Raw genomic sequence first — 23620 nt, 5'->3', positions numbered from 1 at the left:
AAGAAGTGACTGGCGCCAATGAGCCGAGCCACCGCGGATCAGAGCCCCTTGCCACCCGTGACGGGAAGGACTGCCCCTGAAATGTAGGATCCTTCGTCGGACGCCAGCAGGACGTAAGCGGGCGCCAGCTCAGCAGGCTGGCCAGCCCGGCCCAGCGGCGTGTCCTGCCCGAAGGCGGGAAGCTTATCCGGCCATTCGGTGGCGGGGATCAGCGGAGTCCAGATGGGACCTGGCGCCACAGCGTTGACGCGGATTCCCTGGGGGCCGAGTTCCTCCGCCATGGCCTTGGTAAAGGCCACCTGGGCTGCTTTGGTCATGGCGTAGTCGATCAATTGGGCAGAGGGATTGAAAGCCTGAATGGAGGCCGTGACAATGATGGACGCGCCCGGGCGGAGATGCGGAATGGCTGCCTGTGCCGTCCAGATAAGGGAGTACAGATTGGTCTTGAAGACTCGGTCAAACTCCTCAGTGGGGATGGTCTCCAGTCCTTCGCGGTTCTTCTGGTACGCCGCGTTCAGCACCACCACGTTGAGCCCGCCAAGCTCCTGCACTGTACGTTCCACGATCTGGGCCGCGAAGCTTTCATCCCGTCCGTCACCGGGCAGCAACAGGACTTTCGATCCGCACTCACGGATCCATTCCGCCGTCGACCTCGCGTCCTCTTCTTCCTCCGGAAGATAGCTGATGGCTACGTTGGCGCCTTCACGCGCGTAGGCGATGGCTACTGCAGCGCCGATGCCGGAGTCGCCGCCGGTGATGAGGGCGGTCTTACCCTGGAGGCGTCCGTGCCCCACATAGCTTTTCTCACCGTGGTCCGGTTGTGGATCCAGCGGCTTGGTGAGGCCGGGCTGCTCCTGCTCCTGCCGCGGAAATTCGCCGGAGTGGTACCCGCTGCGGGGATCCGATGGTGCGGAGCTGAGGCGGTTCCCGTCGGTTTGCGGCCTGTCGCCCGGGTTCGGATCACCTTGAGTCATGGTTCTGCCCCTTTCGGATAGCAATGAACGGTACTTTTGCCCTGTACCCAGCCTCCCCGGCTCCTAAACCCAGCAGCTCAGGTTCGGAGCGTCCTCGCTTTGACCATCAGGAACAGCCCGTACGCGATGAGACCGAGCGCCACTGCAGCCAACAGATAGGGTCCGTACGGCTGCTCCTTCAGGGCCTTGAGACCTCCGTCAAGCCCTGTTGATTGTTCGGGCTGGGCCCTGACCGCGGCGATAACCACCAGCAGGCCCACCAGGAACAGTGCGATCCCCTTGGCGATGTAGCCCACCACACCCACCCAGAGCTGGAACTTATGCACGGACTGATGGGAGGACAACGAGAGGTCCTTGGTGAATTTCTTCCGGAAGCCGCGAACAGCAAACACGATGCCCGTAATGGCGATGCCCGCGCCGATGGCAATGAGCAGGAATACTCCGAACGGCGCCTTCATGAGAGTCACGGTGAAGTCGCTGCTGGACTCCCGGCTGTTCTTCCCCTGCCCCAGGACAAAGGACATGATGGTGGCAGCCAGGGCAGCGAACACCAGGGCCTGCCCCAGAGCAGAGAGCCTCTTGGTCAGTTTGTTGTCCGAGACGTTCCGGTATCCAAGGATGGCATTTCCCAGTTGCCACAGGGCCAGCGCCGCGCAGGCCGCAAAACAGGCCCAGAGCAGGAGCGGTCCGGCTGGCTTGCCGGCCAACTCGGTCACCGCGCCGCTGACGTCAGCTTCACCGCTACGACCCACCGCGAGTTGGATTGCGATGACGCCAATGAGTATGTGCAGCAGGCCGCTCACGGCATAGCCCGCCCGGGCAACAGCTGCGAAAGTTTGCGAATTGGCGGCATCCTCGGCCACATCAGCGGCCCTTCGCATCTCGTCCTTGATGACAAGCCTCCTTATTTGTTGCATGAGACTCCATCGTCCCTTAAACGACGTCGGGCAGGTACCTTCCCGACGAGAAAGGTCCCTGCCCGAGTCAGAAGCTATAGCGTCCTAGAATCCGACGACCGACTGCGGCCAGATGCTCCGGAGACCCGCACCAAGGGGGTTGAACTGCGCACGGATAGCCGCCACCGCGCGGGCCTGTCCAGCAGCGTCTCCGGCATGGCCCGCGGCATCCGCAGAGCCGGCGAGAGCATCGGACTTTGGGTGGGCGGCGCCGGCAGTCACGGACTTGGCGGAGATCTGGTCAGTCATTTCGGTGGTCCTTCCTGGAAGTTCCCGTCAGCTGATTGGCTGATGTTTCAACCATCGGACGGTCTCCTCAAGAAGGACGCCGGGTCATCTCAAGATTTCCTCAAGATTTCCACCAAGCGCTGTGGGCCGGACCCCCGGCCAGGCGCAGCCGATCCGGGCGCGCTATTCCAGAAGTCGCTCAATCCGGGCAAAACTCAATCCCGATGCGATCGCAAGGTCCGGAAGGCCCGCCCCGCCCGCAGTAGCTTTTCGCATGGCCGCAGCTAAGCAGCCCTCGGCTTCGTCCATCTCCCACTGAAGGCCCTCGACACGCGCGGAGGCCGTCCACACCTCGTCCAACAAACCGGTCCTCTGCGAAGCACCGGACGCGCTGGCAGCCAACTCTGGTGCCACGCGTGCTTCCGGCGCCGCGTTTGCCCCTGGCCCCACACCGGGGACAGCCTCGTTTCGCGCTGCCCTGACAACTACTGCAGTCATGTGGTGCCCTCCCGTGTAAGAATATGTCTCGGAAAACTAGTTATATGACAATCTAACTAAATCCGCTACCCATGTCCGCAGAAGGTGTGATGCACGTCACAGAATATTGAGCGTGAGGAATGCCGACGCCAGTACGTCTTATCTATGACGGCGCACAACAAACGCCGCAACCAACTGAGAGGAGTGATCGTCATGACGATCCAAACGCACACCCCCGCAGACGTTCCGGCCAAGAACGCGCAGAACACTTCCGCACCCCTGCTGGACACCCCGAACAAGGGTAAGGACGGCCGCGGCGCCACCACAGTGGCCGACGGCGTAGTAGCAAAGATTGCAGGCATCGCCATCCAGGAAATTCCCGGCGTCCATGCCCTCGGCGGCGGGGCAGCCAGGGCAATCGGCAACCTCCGCGAAAAGGTGGGTCAGAAGGACCTCACTCAAGGCGTCAACGTGGAAGTCGGACAGACACAGGTGGCTGTGGACGTAACTCTGGTTGTCGAATACCCGCACCCGCTTCAGGAGGTCGCAGACAACGCACGTGACGCCGTCTACACCGCGATCGAGGACTTGGTGGGCATGGAAGTCACAGAGGTCAACGTCACCATCACTGACATCCACGTACCCTCCGAAGACGCCGACGTCGAAGAGTCCGAGCGTGAGCCGAGGGTAGCGTGAGCCCCACCATCGCGGGCCTGGCCATAGGCGCAGTGCTGGCCCTCGCGGGTCTTGCCTTCGGTTTCTGGGGCCTCCTGCTCACAGCACTGTTCATGGGAATCGGAGCGGTGCTGGGCCGCTCGGCCGAGGGAAAGCTTGACCTTCGCGGGGTGCTGGATGCCTTGCGGGGCAAGCGCTCATCCTCATGAGCGGGACAACCGCCACCATGGACCGCGTCGCAGACAGGGAGACCCTGGGGCACAACCGGATAACCCATCACGCGATTCGGCACACCGTTGAAGCCGTCACCGCCCGCGCCTTCCGCGTCAGCAGAGACAACGTGACGGCCGCCCTGGAGGACGACGACGGCAAGCTCGGGGTCAGCGTCTCCGTCAAGTTGACGCTTCCCCCACTTTTGGGGCCGCGAAACGGTACAGGCACCGTCTTCGAACTGGCGCAGCACGCCCGCACCGAGATCGCTTCCCGCGGAGCGGAACTGACCGGGCTGGAAATCGGCCGGGTGGATATCCGCCTCACGGGCGGCAAGCAGGATCAGCCCAAGGAAAGGAGAGTGACATGAGCCAGGATCCACAGATCCGACGCTTGATCCGGCGGGAAACGCACTCTTCACGCGCTGTCGCCTCCCTACTGACCGCATCAGTCCTGCTGGCTGTCTTCCTGTGGCTGACGCTCGAGTCCGTGTTGTGGTTGCTCAAGGATCAGCCCGTGCTGGCCAGCCCGGCCATGATGCTGCGGTGGCTGCAGGATCTTCCAGCAAACACCATCCCGGCGGGCATGACCGCGGCCGGAATCGGCGTGGCCGCGCTGGGCTTGCTGTTTCTCGGACTTGCGGTGGGGAGGGGACGGCGGCACCGCCGTGCTCTCGACAGTGAGCGCGCAGCAATAGTGGTGGACGACGACGTCATTGCAGCAGCCGTTTCCGGCAGGGTTCGGCTTGCTGCCGGCCTTGCACCGGGTCAGGCGACCACCACCGTGGGTGGACGCTCGGTACGCGTACAAGTGCGGCCGACGTCGGGCCAACCGCTTGCGGTGGAAAACGTCCGGGAAGTGGTGGACGGCGAACTGGCCACCTACGGGCTCCACCGCCGGGTGACGTCCGGCGTCCAGGTTCTGAAAGAAGGAGCGGTAGGGCAATGAGAAACACCAATCGGGCGCTCAACCGCGTTCTGCTGACCCTGGTGGGAATCCTCCTGCTGGGTACCGGTGCCGCACTCATCGCGGCCGGAACCCTCCCATGGTTCGCGGACCTTTGGACCACCACGGCATCCTCCGTGCGGGAGCAAGCCCGCAGCCTTGCCGGAACGGCGCCCCTGCCCGATCCCGTTCGGAGTTGGTGGCTGGTGCTGGGAGTTGCCGTGCCCCTGGTGGGCGCTGCCCTCAGCGTTGCCTGGCTGGCAAGCCAGGGCGGCGGTAAAAACCCCCGCCTGGCCGAGCAATCAGAAGGCACGGCCGGACGAACGGTCATAGACGCCGGACTGATTTCCACCGCCATCCGTGAAGCCCTCAGCGGGAACACCGACGTGCTCTCAACATCCGTCTCGGCCTGGGAATCCCGCCGCGGCACCGCGCTTCAGGTTCGTGTGGAGGCCCGGAGAGGGGCATCCCCCAAGGACCTCGCGGACACAGTGGACCAGCTTCTCCGGACAACAGATGCATGGCTGGGACATCCACTGCCCGCCCTGGTCCGAATTACCAGCGGCACCCGCACACAGCTTGCCGGATCCCGGCGTGCGCGGTGACCGGCTTTCAGATTTTCCACTGAAAACACGCGCGGTTCCATAGGACCCGCGCACAACAAGAAAAGGGAACACCATGGGAATCAACGACAAGATCAACAATGCCGCCACCGAACACCTCGGTGCCGCAAAGGAAGGCGCCGGAAAGCTCACTGGCGACCAATCCCTGGAGCGCGAGGGCCAGAACGATCAAGCACAGGCCAAGATCCAGCAGGCCGGCGAAAAGGTCAAAGACGCCGCCGCAGATATCACCGAGAACATCAAGGATGCGGCTCAGAAGCTCAAAGAAGGCTTCACCAAGAAGTAGCGTCCTTTCGGGACGGTTCCGCGGGCAGGCGGGACCGTCCCGGCACGTTCGCATCTGTGCATGACGATGACCACTAAGACCCTCGACCACGGCGGATTGGGAAGGCAGAAAACGTGACTGGTTCACCATCAGCGCAGCACCAACTGGACCTCGTGCCCGATGCTCTGCTGGCTGGCCGGGCGGCAGACGGTGACACCGCAGCCTTCGAAGCACTCGCCCGGCGCCACGGCCCCTTGATGCGCGCCACGGCCCGCCGATTGACCGGTTCGCTGGCCGACGCGGACGACGTCGTGCAGGAAACCCTTGTCCAGGCTTGGAAGCAACTGGAAAACCTTCGGGACCCTGCAGCTGTCAAGGGATGGTTGCTCAGGATAGTGGGCAGCCGCAGCATCGACCACCTCCGGAAACGCCGGCATCACCTGGGCTTGGATGATCTGGAAAACCGTGCGGAGAACCACGTGGAAGAGCACAGCAAACCGCAGTCGACGGACCCCGAGCACAACGCAGTTAACACCTCACGCGTGGAGGCCCTGAAAGCGGCGCTCGCCCTGCTCCCTGAGGAACAACGCCGATGTTGGGTGCTTAAGGAGTTCAATGACCAGAGCTACGAGGAGATCGCACTGACGTTGAATATCAGCCCGGCAAGTGTTCGCGGCCGCTTGGCCCGGGCACGGATCACTCTTGCGCGCACGATGGAGGAATGGCGATGAACACTCCCGGCGATGCCTTGGAATGCGGGCACAGCCTTGCTGAGCTGAGCACCTATCTGGACACCGGAGAGATCGCGGATCCCGCCCATCTCCGGTCCTGCCCTGAATGCCAGGCCGGCCTTGCCTCGTTGCGCCGCCTCTCCGAACTTGGCAGTGAGCTGCTCAGCTCGGATCTGGCGGACGCAGGCTCGGGCCACGACGACTGGATGCAGTCCATACTGGATAACCTTCGGCTGGAATTGCGACCCGGCAGGAACATACCCCTGCGGACCGAGAACCCGCATGACACCCTCTGGGAAACCGAAGGAGCCATCACGGCACTCATCCGTTCCGTTGCCGATGCTCTTCCGGGCACCGCTGCAGGCAAGTGCCGGTTGCACGGCGATCTCGCCGGAGGTGAGAGCAACACAGCAGATGAGAACAGCACATCAGGAGCCGGGATCATTGTGGATGTGGAGATAGCCGTGGTCTACGGTCACCCCATGGAGGAACGTGCTGCCGAGTTGCGCCGCGAACTGGCCAAGACGCTGGCCTTCCAGACGGAGCTGACCATTGAGGCGATCAACATCACCGTGACAGACGTCCTGGAACTGCCCGCCACGCCCACACCAACCACCCCCACGGCTGCGGCTACGCTCCCGCCTCCTGAGCCCATTCCCTCTGAGAGGGAGGACCTGCCATGACCGAGCATCTGGAACCCGCGAGCTTCTCCCCCTCGGAAACCTCGCCCGTAGCTGAACCCCATGCCACTGCTCCGTCCGCAGTGGCAGAGGAACTGCTCCGGGTCATCCAAGCCGTGGAGGGAGTCACAGCCGTGTATCCGGCCCAACCCTTGTGGCAGTCGATAGCAGGAGCGGCGATAGCTGCCGTGACGGGCGAAAGCCTTCCGCTGGTGGCCGTCTCCGGCGATGCAGATCCACTGGCTGTGAAAGTCAGGATCGGCGTGGGCACCGTCCTCCCCGCACCCAAAGTGGCGCGGAAAGTAGCCGAAGCTGTCCGGAATCACCTGCTCCCCCGGCCTGCCGCCGTCGAGGTTTATGTAGTGAAGGTACAGCCCGTGAGTTGACAGTTAAATGCAGTGGTTGGCATCTCATTGGCAACTCCACGCAGGTGGGTTTAGCGGGAATCCTTCTTGGCTTGGCGTTGGGCGCCTTGTGAGCGGCTGGAGGCGTCGCGCTTTACCGCACCGGTGGTCTTTTGGTGGGATCGCGCCCTGCCCGAATTGCCGGTGGAGGAGGTGCCGGAGCCACTGGTCTCCGGTCCGGTGGACTTGCCGGCGGCGGCGCGTTCCAGCCGCTCGTCCTTGAGCTCTTCCGCGGCCTCATGGGCCACCCTGGCGAGTTCGGTACTCACCATGGACAATGCTTCCTCGAACACCAGGGCGCGGGCACGGGCTTTGTCAGATTTGTTGGCTGCCGCTCCGCGACCACCAGCCTCCAGTACCTCGTCTGCTGCTTTGCGCCGGTAGTTGGTGGTGTATTTGTTCCGGGCTTTCCGCACCCGTTTGTGGAGCTGGAGCAGCCCTTCCTCATCGAGGAGCTCAAGCCTGGCGGGCTCCAATTCGCGAATCAAATCACGTTGACCTTGCTTCAACACCCACAGATATTGGTCCATTTGCCGATACTTCCACACCTCCTGTCCGAGGTATAGAGCGTCACGCAGTTCTCACTCGAAGAGGGTGGCAGGTGCTTCTACTCGAAGAGTTCGGGGTCCGCTGTGAGCGACACATAAGCCCAGACATCCAAGCCCAAGGGCTCCAGCGCCGCCACCACCGCCCGGCGGACGGAATCCTCCTCGCCAACGTTCCAATCGGTTCCTGCCACCACAAAATCGACCTCCACGTAGAGCTTGCGCCCCACCTTGCCGGACCGGACCAGTGGCTCCTGCAGGCCGTAGTGTTCCCTGACGGATCGCACCGCGTCGGTGATGGCGGCGTCGATCTCTTTGGAGGGTGCACCCTCGAGTAACTCGTTCAAACCCGTCCGGATCAAGCCGATGGGGATATACGCGAGGATCAGGCAGGCAATGAGCACCAGCACGGGGTCGACGTAGAGTGCAACGTCCTCCAACCCCCTGGCCTGCAGGACCAAGGCCACCCCGGCGCCGAGGACCATCATGACGCTCAGGATGGCTCCTGCCCGCCACTGCGCAACCTCCGCTCCCGCCAAGTCCGAGTCCGGTGCGGCGCGCCGCATCCACCAGGCCACCAGGAATCCGATAGCGGCGGTGATTGCCCCGTACATTGCGATGATGAAGGGACTGACCGGGGCACCGCCGTCGCGAAGGACAAGCACCGCGTCTCCCGCAGCCACCAGCAGAGTGGCTGCCACAGCGATCCCCTGGATCAACACCACCAAAGGCGTTAGTGCGTCCCGTCCGAAAGGAAAGCGTCGGGTTGGCCCGGAAGCTGACGCGGAGGACGCCGTCAAGGAAACGGCCGATAGGATCAGGCCAATGCCCATGTAGGCACCGTCGAAGACGATGATCCTGGTCCCGCTGACCAGGCCCACGATCAGTGCCCCGGCGGCAGAAAAGGCAGAGACCCACAAGGACACCCGCAGGGCACGTCCCTCAGATCTGAGCGGCCCGGAGGGTGCTCCGGACGGCGCTGCGGATTTCTGTTCAGAAGTCATCGCCGGCTGTCAGATCGGCTTCTAAAAGCCAAGCTGTCGCCTCCGCTTTGGACGTAAAGAACCGCGTGGGGCAGGGCGCCGGTTGAGCGGCCAACTGGTAGTCGACGAGGATTCTGTCAACTGCATTTTCACCCAGCAACGCGATCCTGGAGGCTGCGCAGGGTTCGACGAAAACGTCCCTCGCGGCGCGGCTCAAGTGGCTCGCATTGGCCATTCTGACCAATAAGGGATAGCGATTGCCGCCGGCGAATCTGTTGACCGCGTCCACGGCTGCCCGGGCGTTGTGGGCCTCAATACGGACACCGGGGTGCCATGCGAGTAAAAGGACATTGTCCGGCTCAAGCTGGAGGGTGTAATCGATGTGGTCGGCCTGAGCCATGGAACCGTCTCCATCTCTGCAGAAACGCAGGATTGCCCGTGCGCCACGGGCTGACTCCACCCTGCACCACGGGTCAATCATCCCGTCTCATCCGAAAAGAGTGATTTTTGGCATGGGGCCCTGGGCCGACGGGCACCGCCGAGAGTGGCCTCCCACGATCACCCTGCACGCAGCATCCTGACACCTTAGTGTGAGGACGGCGAGTCCGCGCTCTCACTCTCTTGTTCTTCCGCCGCTGTCTGCGCATAAGAGGCAGACACGCGGCGGTAGACCGGTGTCAGGAACGCGATCAACGCCACCACGATCATGATGGTGCCGGCGGCCAGGAACACCAGGGCGATGCCGCGGGAGATCCCCTCGCCCAGCAACGGTTCAAGGCTGGCCGCTCCCTCTGTGGAACGGGCGTAGGGGATGATCCAAAATTGGGCGATGGGGGCAATAAGGAAGGCGGTGATGGGCGCTGCTGCGGATTCGAAGGCCATGGCGAAGCCGAACACACGGCCTTGCCTGGGCAGCGGAACCACCTTCTGGATGACGGTTTGCTCAGCCGCCTCCACCACGGGGACCAGCGCCATGTAGAGCCAGATTCCGGCGATGTATAGCCAGGCCCACTCGCGGAGAGTGAACACTGCACCGATGAGTCCCATGACCGCAACTGCAATGAGCATGGTCCGCAGGGGGTTGGAGCCGAGGCCGAACTTTCCTATCAGCGCACCGCCCACGATGAAGCCTGTGGCACCGACGGCAAAGACGACTCCCCACATTTCCACGGAGAACATCTCCAGACCGTAAGGGTCCATCAGCGCCATGTAGACGCCACCGATGAAGTTGTTGAACGTGGAGAACAGAATCAGCGCGAACAACCCGGATATGGCCATGACGGCAGCCCACGAGCCCCGCAGGTCGAAGCCGCCCTGAGCATCGGAGGCTGCTGCCTTTACTTCCTCCGGCAGGCGCAGGGTGAGCAAGTGCGCAAAGGCCAAAGCGGTCAACACCAGGGCTACCACTACGGTCCATCCCATACCCAACAACCCCACCGACAGGCCGGAGAGGACCGAGGTGACAATGAACATGAGCCCTTGAACCATGCCCACCAGCCCGTTGGCGTTGGCCCGCCGATCGGGTTCGATCAGGATGGTGACAGTGGTGGACAGGGCAATATTCCGCATGTTCTCCACCACTGCACCAATCAGGATGATCATGGTGAAAATCCAGAACCACGGTTGATTCAGGTCAAGCAGTGCCGGCTCCGGGGTCAGCAGAAACATGACGCCTGAGAGGACGAACATCACCATGGTGAAGGCTGCCGCGAAACGCATCACAGCCAATTTCCGGTAGCGGTCCACAAAGGTTCCGAAACTGATACTGGAGAGGGCGATCAGCAGCATGTACGCACCGCCGATCACTCCTGTGGCAATGACGTTGCGTGTCTCCAAGTACACCCAGAACGTCAGGGCGAACCACAGGTAGCTGGTAGTAATGTTCGCCAAGGCGGTGTTGACCAGGATCCCGTAGAAGGTCCGGGACCTTTGCGCGGGCGTCCGTACGGAAAGATCGATACTGTCAGTAGACACGGCCGAGGCCGGTTCCTGCTCGGTCATGCGTCCCAGTAAACCACCGCCGCCAGCGTCCCGGTAGTATCGGCAGGGAATCCTAATGACGCATGGGGGAGTTACAACATGACGGAAGTTCACGGGCAGCTGTCCTTCACTGATGACATCAGCCGGGACTTGGAATTGCAGGAATATGGTCTGGACCCTGCCGTGGATTCCACCCTTCTTCCCAATGCCGCCGTGATGAGTGCCCTGCAGAACCTGGTGCGGCTCGCCACCGAGCTGTGCGATGCTCCCTTTGGCGTGGTCAACATCATCAGCGCGGAGTACCAGCACCAGATCGGCGCGTGGGGCGTGGACCCCGGCATCTGCTCACGTGAGGATTCCATGTGCGCCAAGGTGTTCCTCTCCCGTGAAAGGACCGTGGTGGCGGACGCGTCGCAGGATCCGCGGTTCGCCGACAATCCCTTCGTGACCGGTGAAATCGGGAGGGTCCGCTTTTACGCCTCGGTCCCGTTGCAGACAGAATCCGGCTTCGTCCCTGGAACTTTGTGCGTCTTCTCGGACAAAACCAAGAATCTTCGCCCCGAACAGGTGAGCATGCTGGAGGTCTTGGCGAAGCAGGTGGTGGAGTTGTTGGAGCTGCAGCACCGCACCGTACAGCTGGATCGTACCTACGCCGAGCTGAGGGACAGCAACGCCAAGCTCGCAGGGTTTGCCGGACGCGTCAGCCACGATCTCCGCATTCCCCTCACCACCATCCTGGGCTATGTGGAACTGGTGGAAGACGATCCCGACGTCGAACCGAACAGCACCGCCGCGCGCTACCTGGACCGGATCGGCTCCAGCGGACGGCGGATGCTGGGCATGCTGGAGGACGTCCTGAGCTACTCACGGGTGGGCGGCACTGTACAACCCAGCCACGTTTCCCTTCGTCAGGTCACGGAGGAGGTTGCTCGTGACCTGGGCATTGAGAACCATCGGATCGTGGAAGTTGAAGATCTGAGTCTCCATGCGGACCGTGGTCAACTCCGCACACTGTTGCAGAACCTGCTCTCCAACGCCATGAACTACCGCAGTCCTGATCGCGATCTCCGCGTCCGGATCAGCGGGGTTTCCAACTATCACGGCGCCACGATCTTCGTGGCGGACAACGGCAAGGGCATTAAGCCCGAGGATCGCGCCAAAGCCTTGGAGCCGTTGGTGCGTCTGCGGAGGGAAGGCGACGGCCCGGGTTCCGGACTCGGCCTGGCCACGTGCAACAGCATTGCCCAGGCACATGGGGGCGACCTCACTTTGGCCGAAACTCCCGGCGGTGGAACCACGGTGGCAGTTAGTTTTCCGGCAGGCTTGTAGCTACTCCGGGGTGTCGCCCGGTCCCTAGCCTCTCAAACTGTCATCATTCGAGGCATGGCCACCTCGTACGCCCGGTAGGAAATCCTTGCAGCGGCCCGCCCCAGTCCGCTCACCGTTCACGATCCCCCTCGTCGTCATCGTGCTCTTCATGGCCGCCTGCGTTCCCCTGCCAGCTCAGCCAAAAGCCGCCGCACCCCTCGCGGTGATCGGCGAGGCACCGGCCAGGATTTCCCTGCAAGGAACAACCATTGACATGACCACGCGTACGGCAGGAGCAGCGCCTACCGTGGCGACGTGGCAGTACATCAACGGGGCCTGGAGCTTAAACAACAAGCTCGATGCCCGGCTGCTCCGTATTTTCGATGCCCGGGCCGGCGGACGCCACGAACCCGCGGCGCTGCCGGCCACCCCCGGCGCGCTCCTTGCCGACGGCGTCTCGGTGACCCACGAAATCGTCCTGGCCACCGGAAGCATTGTTGGGTCCAGATTTGTGCAAACAACAATGAACGACGGCGTCCCCACCGGTCTCGTCGACGAGATCACCTATGAGGATCTCGGCACGGGCGTTGTCACTGGCAGTGCCGCCTTGATTAAACCGGGGATGACCGGCACTGTGCGGACAATACTCGCCGAAGCCATCAGCCCGCGCCGCACCACAGCCCCGAGTACAGCGACCCCCGCGCCCGCCCCGGCACCACTTTCCGCTGATGACGCCGGGTTGCTCACCGCCGTCGCCTTCACCACCCAGGGGCTCCTCAGCGTCACCCTCCACCGGGACCCCGGAACAGGCGCAATGCTCCCCCACCCCGTCACCGTGACTCTGAACGCCGACGCAACAGCCGACGTCATTTCGCCGGCAGGCGAGGCTTTTCGCACCGCAGTGATCACCGGCGCACCCTTCAATGCTCCCCAGCCCGACCGCGGCGGCGCCGCTCACATCAACTGCGATCTCGTGGCCTGCGCGGCACTCACCTACGACGACGGACCCAACGCCCAAACCACCCGTCTTCTGGCAATTCTCGAAAAACACCATGTCTTTGCCACGTTCTTCCAGCAGGGCGGATACGTCAGGGCCAATCCGACGGTGGCGAAGGCCGTGGCGGCTGCGGGTCACACCATCGCAAACCACACCATGAGCCACCCGTACCTCACCAAACTGCCGCCCGCGGGCATCGCGAATGAAGTCCAGGGGGCCCGGTACGCCATTGAGAAAGCGACGGGAGTGGTGCCGGCCTATGTGCGGCCACCCTACGGAGCCACCAATACGTCAGTTGCTGCCTCGGTCGGATTGCCCCAGATCCTCTGGGATGTGGACTCCATGGATTGGCAATCGAAGAGCAAGGCAGCTTTCCTCCCCCGGATCATGGGCCTGGTCAAACCCGGCTCCATCATCCTCCTCCACGACGTCCACGCTTCCACCGTGGACGGCCAGAGCGAACTCATCACCCAGCTCAAAGGCAAGGGCTTCTATCTGGTCACACTCCCGCAGCTTTTCGGGGGGATCGACCTGAAGCCGGGGGCATCGTACAAATGCCGCGGCACCGCCCCGGGGTGCGTCGCCGGACGCTGACCTTCGCGGCAGGCCGAACATCGCGGGCCACAGGGTACGACGGCGGCAGGTCGCCGTCGTGCGTTAATTCGCTCGGTTGGGGCTACTTGCCCTCGCCGGGTCCCTTAGCCTTCTCGGGCTTTTTCTCGCTCCTGCCGCCGCTCTTGTCCTTGGCTGTGTTTGCTACGTCTTCGCCCGGCACCACAGCGGAGGCTGGTGCCGGTGCTTGCACTGGCGTGGTCGCCGGGTCCTGCACCGCGTCCTGCACAGTGACTACCTCGGCAGGCTGGACGCCGGAAGTGCCAGCATCCGGTTTACCGGCGTCGGCGGGCTCAGCGTCGGCGGGCGCCGGGGCAACCGGGACATCGGGGACAACCGGCGCAGTCGGCTGCGGATCCGCTTGCGAGACACCAGTGTCCGCGGGTTGGGAGGGATCCATCGTGTTGCCCGTGGGTGCGAGTCCCTGAGAGAGGATCAGCAGGGCGATCGGAATGGTCACCGCCGCCGCGGCCACGCCACGAACGGTCTTGGGTCGGCGTTTGCTGAAGTCCCTGAGGTTGGTAACGGTGGCCTGCCGCCTGGTTGGGCTTGAGCGTGTTTGGGCCGTGTGCAGTGGCGGCCGCGACGGGGCGGCAGGCAGCAGCGCGGTCCTTCGCCCGGACTGGATCCCTTCCTCGGCAAGCGCCTGCTCCACGTCGTGTGCCGTGGGGCGCTTGTGGGGGTCCATATCTGTCATGGCTTCGAGCAGCCCGCGCAGCGGACCGGGCAATTCCACGGGGATCTGCGGGGCGCGGTGAAGTCGGGCTGATGCGGTCTCTATGGGAGTTCCCGGGTATTCAGCTTTTCCGGTGAGGCATTCGAGGAGTACCAGGCCCAGCGAGTAAATGTCGCTGGCGGGGGTCAGCGCCAGTCCCTGGGCCTGCTCGGGGCTGAGGTACTGGGCGGTCCCCACGGTGAAGCCTGTTGCGGTGAGGCGGTGGTCGTTCATGACCAGTGCGACGCCGAAGTCCGCCAGTTTCACTGACTGCTGTCCCAGGCCGTCGTCGTCGGATACCAGGATGTTGGCTGGTTTGATGTCGCGGTGGATCACGCCCTGTTCATGAACCTGGGACAGTGCCCCGGAGAGCCGGATTCCGATCCGCGCGGTTTCCGGAACGGTGAGCGGTCCATCGGTGAGCACGGCGCGCAAATCCCGGCCTTCGGCCAGTTCCATGACCAGATAAGCGCGTTCTTCGTGGTTGCGTGTATCCACCCCGGCATCGAAGGCGGCCACCAGTCCTGGGTGGTCAAAAGCGGCCAGGAGCCGCATCTCGTTCTCCTGGCGGGCTTGGAACGATTCGTCGCCTGAACCGGGCAGGAAAATTTTGATGGCTACCTCGCGGCCAAGCAGCAGGTCCGTCGCCTGGTACACGGCGGACATGGCGCCCCTGCCCAGCAGGGATCCCAGCTGGTAGCGGCCGCCGAGTGTTTCAGTGGCGCCTGTTTCTGTTTCCGCAGTTGTGCCGGAGGTGGGGAGATGGGGGTCTACGGCCTCGTAGTTGTTGCCCACGAATGTCACGTCCTTCAGACATACCCGGAGCCACGGACCCAACTACTGTCCTTGCGCCACCCAGGCAATGCCGTCAATCAAACTTTCACGATGGCCGCGCGGCCGACTGCTTCAGCCACGTGCGGCCCAGGCAAACAGCCCAAACAGCATCATCCGGTTTACCAGATAAGTAATCAGGATACTGATTAAGCGGCCGTAAGGGTAATGCGACAGCTCAACAACACGGGTGTCAGGCGGCCTGAAGCCTGTCCACGGCCGCCCGTAGCCCGCCTGCCGGAACGCCCAGCGACCATTCGGCCACGTCGGTGACGAACCGCGTAAATGCCTCGTCATCGAAGACCTCGGCATTGTTGACGTAGGAGCCTACGCCGTCAATGGCCACCCAGATGCGGATGCACGCCGCAAAGGGGTCCTCCACCACAAAGTCGCCGGAGGCGACGCCATCCTCAATGAGGGCGGTCAGCCGGTTGCGATCCAGGTATTCCTGACCCAGCAGCGCCTCGGTCAACGCCGGAATAAACCGGCAAAGGTGCCGGGCATTGAGCCATAGCCGGCTGAGCTCCAAGGCTTCGGGACCTTCGCTGCGCGAGACCAGGTGGGCCATGCGCTCGAGTGGGGTTCCGGCGTCGGGAAACAACTCTTCCCGCTCTTCCGACACAGCGCGCACAAAGGCGGCGATCACCAAGTCCTCAGCGGCCGGATAGTAGTGGCTGATCAGGCCGGGCCGCACACCCAGACGGTCGGCGACGGCGCGGAGGGTAATCCGTTCCAACCCCTCACCCAAGGCGATGGAAGCGGCTTCGGAAAGGATCTCGGCGCGGCGCTCGTCAGGTAATTTTCGGACGCGCTGCGATGTGGGGCTTGACACCATGCCGTTCAGTCTATTGGATTAGTGACCAATAGCTCGTTGGTCACGCGATCAATAGCGTCCATGGATCGGCATCCCAGCGTTGCGAACCGGTCCTTGCCCGAGAGGAACAGCGTTGTCCCACCCCCACATGACCGATGCGGTCAGCTATCCCGAACCCCTTGCCCACCCCGAAAAACGCGGCATTGAAATCATCGATTCGTCCGAACGCCATGGCCGCGCCCGGGACCTCTTCCCGGTGTGGGCCGCCCCAAACGTCAGCGTCCTCAACTTCACGGTGGGCGCCACGCTCATCCTGCTGGGCATGGAACTCTGGCAGGCTTTCCTGGTCATCATCGCGGGCAACCTCCTGTGGATCCTCACCGGCATCGTGGCCACCAGCGGCCCGGCGGCAGGCACCTCCGGCTCCGTCGTCACAAGGGCCATCTACGGAATCCGCGGGAACAGGGTGGTTGTCGCCTTCTTTGGCTGGTTCATTTCCGCCGTTTTCCTGGCACTCAACTGGCTCGCGTCCTCGTTCATGGGCGCCGAGCTCCTGGCGCAGATTGGCTTCACCGATCCCGTCCTCGTGCCGGTGCTCGTCACCATTATTGTTGCCGCCATCACCGTGCTGGTGGCTGTGTTCGGGCACAGCCTGATCCTGCGCAGCTACCCCGTGGTTGCCTCCGTGCTGCTGGTCATCTTCCTGCTGGTGACGGCCTTCGTCCTGCCCCATGTGCAGTGGGGCTACACGGCTCCTGCACCGCTGGAGGGTGTACCGCTATGGTCTGCGATGACCATCGGATGCGCCATCCTCGCTTCCTCTCCCCTGTCCTACTCAAATAGCCCGGACCTGGCGCGCTACCTCCCCAAATCCACCAAGCCTTCGCACATCATCGCCGCCACAGCGCTCGGCGGCGCCCTGCCAGCCATCTTCTTCACCTCAGTGGGCGCATTGCTCGCAACAGGGATTGACGCCGCAACGATGGATCGTGGCATCGAATCGGCGCTTCTGGCCCTGCTCCCGGCCTGGCTCGGGCCCATCTTCGTGGTGGGCGTCATCATCAACACCATCGCACTCAACGGCATGACCACCTACACGGCGAGCATGGCGTTCCAGTCCATCGGCGTCCCCATCCGCCGCATCCCTTCGGCGGTGGTAGTTGGAGCGATCGGCACAGCGCTGACCATCTATCTCGTCATGTCCACCAGCCTGCTGGACGCCGTGAACCTCATGCTGCAGCTCCTGGTCCTCATCTCCGGGCCCACCATGACCGTCTTCGCCACGGACGTCATCCTCCGACGCAACCACTACAGCGGCGATGACCTCTTTGACGAGCAGCCCGGCAGCCGATTCTGGTACTCCGGCGGCTGGCACGTCCCCGGTTTGCTCGCCATCGGCCTTGGCGCAGCCGTGGCCTCCCTGTTCCTCACCAGCTCCGTGTGGACCGGTCCTATCGCCGCGGCGATGGGCCTCCTGGACCTCTCGGTGCCGGTGTCCATGGTGGTGACAGCCGGGATCTACACCGCCCTGACGCGCCTTACCGCGAAACGCCGCCCCACCGCAATCCCCTCCATCGAAGGAGCCCCCGCATGACCACCACCGGAACCCATACCCCTCTCGCATCACAAGAGATACCGACAGAAGAACCAGCCCAGGAAAGCAAGGAAACCGCAGCGTGAGAACCCAGCTCTACACCAACGCCCGCATCTTCACCTCCGATACCCGCCGCTGGGCTGAGGCCATGCTCGTCCAAGGTGAGCGCATCCTCTACGTGGGAGACGCCCACACAGCCGAACGCCTGCGCCCGGACGCAGAGCGGATTGACCTTGAGGGCTGTTTGCTGGTTCCCGGATTCGTCGACGGCCACGCGCACGTCGTCGGCACTGGAGAAGCCCTCAGCCACGTGAGCCTCTGGGGAGCCAAGTCCGTGGAAGAGATCCAACAGCGCATCAAAGCCAGGGCCACAGAACGCCCGGATGCCCACCGGGTCCTGGCTACGGGCTGGCTGCACGGCGCAATTCCGGGCGGTGTACCGGACGCGGGGATGCTCGATGCCGCAGTCCAGGACAAGCCTGTGTATGCCTTCGCCTACGACTTCCACTCAGCATGGGTGAACACTGCGGCGCTGGCTGAACTCGGGATCGATGACCAGACGCAGAATCCGCACGGCGGCACCATCAAGCGCGATTCCCACGGGCACGCTACGGGTTACATCGACGAAAACGCGTTCTACGACATCGTGCTCCCCTTCCTGGATGCCCACGTGAGCGAGGATGAGCACGAGGCCAGCATCGCCGCCGTCCAACAGGCTTACCGCGAGACCGGCGTGACCACTGCCTGCGATATGGGATTCAACGAGACCGACCTCGAAGCCTTCAACCGTGCAGACAAAGACGGCACACTGACCAGCCGGCTCATCGCCTATTGGCGCGTCAACAACGCTGGATCGGCGGCGGAAAACATCGCCCAGGTCCAGCGGGCGGCCGCGCTCGCCGTCGACCATGTTTCGCCGTTCCTGCGCGTGGTGGGCATCAAAGTCATCATTGACGGCACCATCGACGGGTGCACGGCCACCCTCGGAATGCCGTACGCCGATGGTTCGAATGCGGAACCGATCTGGAGCCTTGAGGAACTCGCGCCCGTGGTTGCCGCCGCGGATGCCGCCGGTTTGAAGGTTGCCATGCACGCCATTGGCGACGAATCGGTGCGGATCGCGATCGGCGCCGTGGAACACGCCGTTGCGGAGAACGGCCCCCGCGAACGCCGTCACCGCATTGAGCATCTTGAGCTGGTGGACAGGGCCGACGTCGATCGCCTCGCCGCGTTGGGCATCACCGCCAGCATGCAGCCGGTCCACGCCGATCCCGCCATCAGCGAGAACTGGGCCGCCAAATTGGGTGACCACCGCGTGGAGCACGGATTCGCGTGGCCTTGGATCACGGATGCCGGCGCCCGCCTCGCTTTCGGCACGGACTCCCCCACCTCCCCGCACGCACCACTGCCCAACATGTATGTAGCCACCACGCGCGCTTCGGCCTTGGACGCGTCCGCCGGAACCAACGTGCCGGAGTTCGCGCTGCCGCTGGCCGATTCCATCGAGCATGCGACGCGCGATTCCGCCTGGACGTGCGGGGCCGAGCATGAGATAGGACGGCTTGCCGCGGGCTTGTACGCGGACTTCGTGGTCCTGGACACCGACGTTTTCGCCGCAGGGGACCCGGGAGCCCTCCTGAAAGCAAAGGTCCTGCGGACCGTGGTGGGCGGGCGCACCGTCTACACAACGGATCTGCACTAACCGCAGCCGAACGCCCGACGGCGACCTCCCGCCGTCGGGCGCTTCCCCCGTTCGGTGGCGGTGTTACGTGACGTAGGAAACTGCGGCGCTGGGCGCCTGCAAGGCACAATGGATGGCATGACCCTCACAACTTTTGCCCTCGTCCGCCACGGCCAAACCGATTGGAACGCGGAGCGCAGGTTGCAAGGGGCTACTGACATTCCGCTTAACGACGTCGGCCGCGGCCAGGCGCGCGACGCCGCCACCTTCCTGTCGGACCAGCAGTGGGACGCCGTGGTGTCCTCGCCCCTGAGCCGCGCCGCCGAAACTGCGGAGATCATCGCTGAAGGGCTTGGCCTCAAGGTTGCCCGGCTGGTACCTGAACTCACGGAGCGCAGCTTCGGCCCTGCCGAAGGACTCCAGGCGGGACCCGAATTGGAGGCACTGCGCATCCCGGGTGGATTCCGTGGCGCCGAAACAGACAAGGCCGCTGCTGACCGCGGCATTGCGGCCCTGGAATCGCTGGCTGAAGAGTTTGCCGGCAAGCGCGTCCTGGTGGTTGCCCACGGCACGTTGATCCGGCTGACACTGAGCCAGGCGATCGGACGCACCTTGGACAGCGTGCAGAACGCAGTGCTCAACCTGGCCCATCACCACGTGGCTGACGGCTGGCAGCTGGAGTACTTCAACGGCGAGCGCGTCACGGCTGACGTCGAGGCCTGAGCTTCCGTTCCAGCCCCTCTCCAGGGGCCGTCAGCAGAGACGGGACTACCGTGCTCCGAGGCGGGCCTTGAGTTGCTCCGCGTAGTCCGTGTAAGCGGCAGCGATCTCTTCCAGGTCAACGGTCTGGGGGAAGTCGATCACGGGCTGGTGTTCGGCCAGGTACGTGGTGGTTTCTTCAACTACCTGCTGCTCATCGAAGCCATCCAGGCCCACCTCCGTCAGGAAATCCGGGTTGGTGTGGACCAAGGACTCTCCGGTTTGGCCTTCCGAGGCCCATCGCACCAGGTACTCGTTCTGATTGACCAGTTCAATGTCGAATGACTTCTCCATGGCAGCAGCCTACGCCGTTACCGGGCAGGTGCTGACACGCCCCGGGCCACTATGAGCTCGAGCAGGTTCTCAGCTTGGAGGCCTAGAAGGGCGGCCGCGAGGTTCCCCATCAGGTCAAGCACGTACTCGCTGCTGGCACTTCCTGCCAGCACGTCCATCACCAGTCCATCTTCCTGGGCAACCAGGGTCCGGGCAATCTTGGCCGGGTCCAGTAGGGGAGAGAATTCGCCGGCGCGGGTTCCGGCGTCGATGATGTCCCGGTAGACGCGTTCCTGGGCGTGGGTGAGCTCTTCCTGGATCCGGCGCTGCTCGGCATCGCGGAGCATGTGGGGCCAGTATTCGTAGAGAATCCGGGAGACGTCATCGTCCAGTCCGGCAGTGGTGCCCGCGCTGATCACCGCGGCGAGCCGCGCCGTCGGACTCATGCCGGGGTCTACGGATTCGGCGAGCTTTTCAAGGAACCTGCCGGAGGAAGCTTGAACGGCGGCGGCGATGATTTCTGCGTGGCTGCCGAAGTAGTACAGCACGGCGTTGGCGGCCATGCCCGCCTCTGCTGCAATGGCGCGCAGGGTGGCGCCCTCCGCACCGTCACGGGCAGCCACAGCCTGGGCTGCAGCCACGATTTCCTGGCGCCGGATTTCCTTCTTGTCTACCTTTGCCATGGCCGCTCCCCCGTGGACTCTTGAAAGTTTCTGTTGACATTGACTCTAGACCGGTATTGAATGGCATTCAAATTTGAATGCCATTCAAATATTGACGTGAGGTACCAATAACAGATTCAACGAGGAGTCTCCGTGTCACATCCCCCTTCCCCCACCCCGCTCGTGAACGGCACAGCACCACGCAAACCAACCCCAAAGGACCCAACGCCACAACATCCCGCAGGACCGCGGGAGCCAACGTCCAAAGGCCTGAAAGCCGGATCCATCGGCATCGGCCCCACCGTCGCGCTCGGCCTGGCAGCCGTTGCACCGGCCTACAGCCTGGCCGTGACGCTCGGCTTCGTGGTCCTCGCTGTTGGAGCGAGCACCCCTGCAGCATTCCTCCTGGGCTTCGCTCCCATCCTGTTCACCGCCCTGGCATTCAGGGACCTCAATAAAGAGATGCCCGATTGCGGCGGCGTCTTCGTCTGGATCACCCGCGTCTTCGGGCCGGTTGCCGGGTGGTTCCTTGGCGGCTGGGTGCCACAGATGGCCACCTTCATTGCGGGCGCCGCCGTGGCTCAAGTCGCCACCACGTATCTGCTGACCTTCTTTGGCTTGGCATCGATCGCCGCCCAACCCCTTGCCGTAGCTGCCATCGCGTGTGGGCTGATCGTCCTCAGCGCCTGGATCGCGGCGAGGGGAATCGAACTCTCCGCCTGGGTACAGTACGCCCTGATTGGCCTCCAGCTGGTGGCACTGGGCGGATTCTGCATTGCGGCCTTCACCGCCATGGCCACGGGTAACGCCACAGAAGGCGCAGAAAAGCCGGGCCTGGACTGGTTCAACCCCTTTGCCTCCGGCGACGTGTCCGGGCTCGTGTCCGGCGTCATCCTCTGCCTGTTCATCTACTGGGGATGGGATGCCCTGATCGCGGTGAATGAGGAAACCACGGACCGTCAAGGCACACCCGGCAAGGCTGTTGTGATCACCACCGTCATCCTGCTGTTCTTCTACGTGGTGACGGCTACGGCCGCCGTCGGATTTGCCGGAACTGCCAGCATCACCGATCCCGAGACCGTTTCGGACGTCCTCTCGGTCCTCGGTCCGCAAGCCACAGGTGGCGTGTTTGGCCAGATCATCGTCCTTGCCGTGGGCTTGTCCGCGTTGGCGGCGTTGTTGACAGTAGCTGTCAGCACGCCCAGGACCTGGCTCAGCATGGGCACTTACGGGGCCCTCCCCACAGCGACCACCAGGATGCACCCCAAACGCGGAACTCCCACCACGTCCATTGCCTGGTGGGCGATGATCACCATGGCCATAACCCTGGGGCTGACAGCAATCAGCGCGGACTTCATCGGCCTGGCCATCCTCTCGGTGGGCCTGATGATCGCTGCATACTATGCGGCCACAGCCCTGGCCTCCGTGGTGTACTTCGCCCCGCAAATGCGCACTTCTGTATCGGCGCTCATCCTGAAGGGCATCCTCCCTGGCCTCGGCGCACTCCTGATGATCGGAGCATTCGCGTACAGCGCCGTGGACATGCTGTCCCCTGAATACGCGGGACTTTCCTGGCTGGGAATCGGTTCGGTGTTCTGGATCGGGATCGGTGCGCTGTGCTTGGGCTTGCTGGTCACCGCCATCCTGAGGACCAAACTGCGCCGCTTCTTCTCCGGTGAAACCATCCCCCGCGGAAACGTCACCACCCGCCACCACCTTCCAACAATTCTCAGCAACGAAACCGAGGCATAAATGCGCATCCTGTCCATCGCAGCAATCCAGACCAACCCCGTCCCCCATGACCTCGAAGCCACGTGGGCCCGATTCGAAGCACAGGCCGAGTCGGCCAAGAAGCTCGGGCCTGACGTTGACGTCATCGTGGTTCCGGAACTGCTGCTTTCCGCGCCAGGCGAGTTCCTGCTTCCGGACCCGGAAGGCGAAACCCGTTCCGCCGCACCCATCCCCAGCCCACTGACGGACCGCATCTCGGCGCTCGCCCGCAGGCTGAACGTGTGGCTTGTGCCCGGCTCACTGCTGGAAACAGACAACGGAAACACCTACAACACGGCCATCGCCGTCTCACCGCAAGGCGAGATTGTGGCCCGCTACCGGAAGCTCTTCCCGTGGCGTCCGTTCGAAACCACCACACCCGGGGACTCCTTTGTCACGTTCGACATCCCTGGCTGCGGACGCATCGGCCTGGCCATCTGCTTCGACGGCAGCTTCCCCGAGGTCGCCAGGCAACTGGCATGGCTCGGAGCCGAAGTCATCATCCAACCCACGCTCACCACCACCCGCGACAGGGCCATGGAGATCGTCATGTCCCAGGCCAACGCCTTCGCCAACCAGGTCTTTGTGGTGAACGTCAATGGTGCCGACCCTGCCGGCGTAGGCGAAAGCGTCATAGTCGACCCCGAGGGCACCATCATGCAACAGGCCCGGGGCGGTGAAGAGATCCTGTTCGCCGTTCTCGATCTTGACCGCGTCACCCAGCTCCGCCGCTACGGGACCCACGGCATCAACCGCCCCTGGGCTCAGCTCCGGGACCAAGAGGGCCTGCTGTCCTTCCCCATGTTCGGCGGTGCGCACTTCCAGTCACCGGAGTGGAGCGCTTCGAGCACAGCGGGCCACCACAGCGGAGTCGCGTCCGCTTAAGCGGTCCAACCCTTAACGGAAGAAGCGCACGACGGCGATGGTC

At 63.5% G+C, this 23620-nt stretch carries 28 protein-coding genes; 16 read left to right on the top strand and 12 right to left on the bottom strand.

Going from position 1 to position 23620, the window contains the following annotated elements; genetic code table 11:
* Window positions 1-38: 38 nt before the first annotated feature.
* The 4 genes from AR689_RS18685 to AR689_RS18670 all read right to left on the bottom strand — a co-directional run bounded on the left by AR689_RS18685 (window position 39) and on the right by AR689_RS18670 (window position 2656).
* Window positions 39-974, bottom strand: a complete 936-nt coding sequence (locus AR689_RS18685; protein ID WP_062072549.1) for an SDR family oxidoreductase — start codon at window positions 972-974, stop codon at window positions 39-41.
* 77 nt (window positions 975-1051) lie between these two features.
* Window positions 1052-1855 (bottom strand): DUF1206 domain-containing protein, encoded by an 804-nt coding sequence (locus AR689_RS18680; RefSeq protein ID WP_197412969.1) that lies wholly within the window; start codon window positions 1853-1855, stop codon window positions 1052-1054.
* Between the two features lie 120 nt (window positions 1856-1975).
* Window positions 1976-2179 carry a hypothetical protein gene (locus AR689_RS18675; protein ID WP_062072545.1) on the bottom strand — a complete coding sequence of 68 codons (204 nt, stop codon included), beginning with the start codon at window positions 2177-2179 and terminating at the stop codon, window positions 1976-1978.
* Window positions 2180-2341: 162 nt separating this feature from the next.
* The gene (locus AR689_RS18670) at window positions 2342-2656 is read right to left on the bottom strand and encodes a hypothetical protein (protein WP_156424641.1); all 315 of its coding nucleotides are present in this window, start codon (window positions 2654-2656) and stop codon (window positions 2342-2344) included.
* 192 nt (window positions 2657-2848) lie between these two features.
* Here AR689_RS18670 and AR689_RS18665 point away from each other — a divergent pair, with 192 nt between their 5' ends.
* The 9 genes from AR689_RS18665 (at window position 2849) to AR689_RS18625 (ending at window position 7150) form a co-directional block, all read left to right on the top strand.
* Entirely contained in the window at window positions 2849-3331 is a 483-nt protein-coding gene (locus tag AR689_RS18665; RefSeq protein ID WP_062073887.1) for an Asp23/Gls24 family envelope stress response protein, read from the top strand.
* Entirely contained in the window at window positions 3328-3519 is a 192-nt protein-coding gene (locus AR689_RS18660; RefSeq protein ID WP_062072541.1) for a DUF2273 domain-containing protein, read from the top strand. Before AR689_RS18665 ends, AR689_RS18660 begins: the two co-directional genes overlap by 4 nt.
* Window positions 3516-3890, top strand: a complete 375-nt coding sequence (locus AR689_RS18655; protein ID WP_062072540.1) for a hypothetical protein — start codon at window positions 3516-3518, stop codon at window positions 3888-3890. Before AR689_RS18660 ends, AR689_RS18655 begins: the two co-directional genes overlap by 4 nt.
* Window positions 3887-4468 (top strand): hypothetical protein, encoded by a 582-nt coding sequence (locus AR689_RS18650; protein WP_062072538.1) that lies wholly within the window; start codon window positions 3887-3889, stop codon window positions 4466-4468. Before AR689_RS18655 ends, AR689_RS18650 begins: the two co-directional genes overlap by 4 nt.
* The gene (locus tag AR689_RS18645; protein ID WP_062072536.1) at window positions 4465-5070 is read left to right on the top strand and encodes a hypothetical protein; all 606 of its coding nucleotides are present in this window, start codon (window positions 4465-4467) and stop codon (window positions 5068-5070) included. Before AR689_RS18650 ends, AR689_RS18645 begins: the two co-directional genes overlap by 4 nt.
* A gap of 73 nt (window positions 5071-5143) precedes the next feature.
* Window positions 5144-5374, top strand: coding sequence for a CsbD family protein (locus AR689_RS18640; protein WP_062072534.1), 231 nt, complete (start codon window positions 5144-5146; stop codon window positions 5372-5374).
* Window positions 5375-5487: 113 nt separating this feature from the next.
* Complete coding sequence (locus AR689_RS18635) at window positions 5488-6084, top strand: RNA polymerase sigma factor (protein WP_062072532.1); 597 nt, start codon at window positions 5488-5490, stop codon at window positions 6082-6084.
* Complete coding sequence (locus AR689_RS18630) at window positions 6081-6767, top strand: Asp23/Gls24 family envelope stress response protein (RefSeq protein WP_062072530.1); 687 nt, start codon at window positions 6081-6083, stop codon at window positions 6765-6767. The genes AR689_RS18635 and AR689_RS18630 overlap by 4 nt, the downstream gene beginning before the upstream one ends.
* Window positions 6764-7150, top strand: coding sequence for a hypothetical protein (locus tag AR689_RS18625; RefSeq protein ID WP_062072528.1), 387 nt, complete (start codon window positions 6764-6766; stop codon window positions 7148-7150). The genes AR689_RS18630 and AR689_RS18625 overlap by 4 nt, the downstream gene beginning before the upstream one ends.
* 50 nt (window positions 7151-7200) lie before the next feature.
* Here the strand turns inward: AR689_RS18625 and AR689_RS18620 are convergent, their stop codons facing one another.
* The 4 genes from AR689_RS18620 to AR689_RS18605 all read right to left on the bottom strand — a co-directional run bounded on the left by AR689_RS18620 (window position 7201) and on the right by AR689_RS18605 (window position 10697).
* Window positions 7201-7698, bottom strand: coding sequence for a hypothetical protein (locus AR689_RS18620; RefSeq protein ID WP_062072526.1), 498 nt, complete (start codon window positions 7696-7698; stop codon window positions 7201-7203).
* Between the two features lie 77 nt (window positions 7699-7775).
* Window positions 7776-8717, bottom strand: coding sequence for a cation efflux transmembrane domain-containing protein (locus tag AR689_RS18615; RefSeq protein WP_082698059.1), 942 nt, complete (start codon window positions 8715-8717; stop codon window positions 7776-7778).
* Window positions 8707-9096 (bottom strand): DUF7793 family protein, encoded by a 390-nt coding sequence (locus AR689_RS18610; protein WP_062072518.1) that lies wholly within the window; start codon window positions 9094-9096, stop codon window positions 8707-8709. Before AR689_RS18610 ends, AR689_RS18615 begins: the two co-directional genes overlap by 11 nt.
* 185 nt (window positions 9097-9281) lie before the next feature.
* Entirely contained in the window at window positions 9282-10697 is a 1416-nt protein-coding gene (locus AR689_RS18605; protein ID WP_062072516.1) for an MFS transporter, read from the bottom strand.
* Window positions 10698-10775: 78 nt separating this feature from the next.
* Here AR689_RS18605 and AR689_RS18600 point away from each other — a divergent pair, with 78 nt between their 5' ends.
* Entirely contained in the window at window positions 10776-12005 is a 1230-nt protein-coding gene (locus AR689_RS18600) for a GAF domain-containing sensor histidine kinase (protein ID WP_062072514.1), read from the top strand.
* 85 nt (window positions 12006-12090) lie between these two features.
* Window positions 12091-13575 carry a polysaccharide deacetylase family protein gene (locus AR689_RS18595; protein ID WP_231745590.1) on the top strand — a complete coding sequence of 495 codons (1485 nt, stop codon included), beginning with the start codon at window positions 12091-12093 and terminating at the stop codon, window positions 13573-13575.
* Between the two features lie 82 nt (window positions 13576-13657).
* On the opposite strand, the gene AR689_RS18590 is transcribed toward AR689_RS18595, so the two are convergent.
* Both AR689_RS18590 and AR689_RS18585 read right to left on the bottom strand, forming a co-directional pair.
* Complete coding sequence (locus AR689_RS18590) at window positions 13658-15103, bottom strand: serine/threonine-protein kinase (RefSeq protein WP_062072512.1); 1446 nt, start codon at window positions 15101-15103, stop codon at window positions 13658-13660.
* Between the two features lie 229 nt (window positions 15104-15332).
* Complete coding sequence (locus tag AR689_RS18585) at window positions 15333-15974, bottom strand: TetR/AcrR family transcriptional regulator (protein ID WP_062072511.1); 642 nt, start codon at window positions 15972-15974, stop codon at window positions 15333-15335.
* Window positions 15975-16101: 127 nt separating this feature from the next.
* Between AR689_RS18585 and AR689_RS18580 the strand changes: the two genes are divergently transcribed.
* From AR689_RS18580 to AR689_RS18570, 3 genes are all read left to right on the top strand, one after another.
* Window positions 16102-17547 (top strand): purine-cytosine permease family protein, encoded by a 1446-nt coding sequence (locus tag AR689_RS18580; RefSeq protein WP_062072509.1) that lies wholly within the window; start codon window positions 16102-16104, stop codon window positions 17545-17547.
* Window positions 17548-17629: 82 nt separating this feature from the next.
* Window positions 17630-19249, top strand: a complete 1620-nt coding sequence (locus AR689_RS18575; RefSeq protein ID WP_062072507.1) for an amidohydrolase — start codon at window positions 17630-17632, stop codon at window positions 19247-19249.
* 108 nt (window positions 19250-19357) lie between these two features.
* Window positions 19358-19951, top strand: a complete 594-nt coding sequence (locus AR689_RS18570) for a histidine phosphatase family protein (protein WP_062072506.1) — start codon at window positions 19358-19360, stop codon at window positions 19949-19951.
* A 45-nt stretch (window positions 19952-19996) separates the two neighbouring features.
* Here AR689_RS18570 and AR689_RS18565 read toward each other — a convergent pair whose 3' ends face one another.
* Both AR689_RS18565 and AR689_RS18560 read right to left on the bottom strand, forming a co-directional pair.
* Complete coding sequence (locus AR689_RS18565) at window positions 19997-20281, bottom strand: hypothetical protein (protein WP_062072504.1); 285 nt, start codon at window positions 20279-20281, stop codon at window positions 19997-19999.
* A 17-nt stretch (window positions 20282-20298) separates the two neighbouring features.
* A complete protein-coding gene (locus AR689_RS18560; RefSeq protein ID WP_062072502.1) occupies window positions 20299-20943 on the bottom strand; it encodes a TetR family transcriptional regulator in 645 nt (214 codons plus the stop codon).
* Window positions 20944-21075: 132 nt separating this feature from the next.
* Between AR689_RS18560 and AR689_RS18555 the strand changes: the two genes are divergently transcribed.
* On the top strand, window positions 21076-22674 hold the full coding sequence (locus AR689_RS18555; protein ID WP_156424640.1) for an APC family permease: 1599 nt from the start codon (window positions 21076-21078) through the stop codon (window positions 22672-22674).
* Window positions 22675-23577, top strand: a complete 903-nt coding sequence (locus tag AR689_RS18550) for a carbon-nitrogen hydrolase family protein (RefSeq protein WP_062072500.1) — start codon at window positions 22675-22677, stop codon at window positions 23575-23577. It abuts the gene before it with no gap.
* The last annotated feature ends 43 nt before the right edge of the window (window positions 23578-23620 follow it).

This window comes from Arthrobacter sp. EpRS71 (assembly GCF_001512285.1).
Taxonomy (GTDB): domain Bacteria; phylum Actinomycetota; class Actinomycetes; order Actinomycetales; family Micrococcaceae; genus Arthrobacter.
This window is presented reverse-complemented; position numbering and strand designations above follow the sequence as displayed.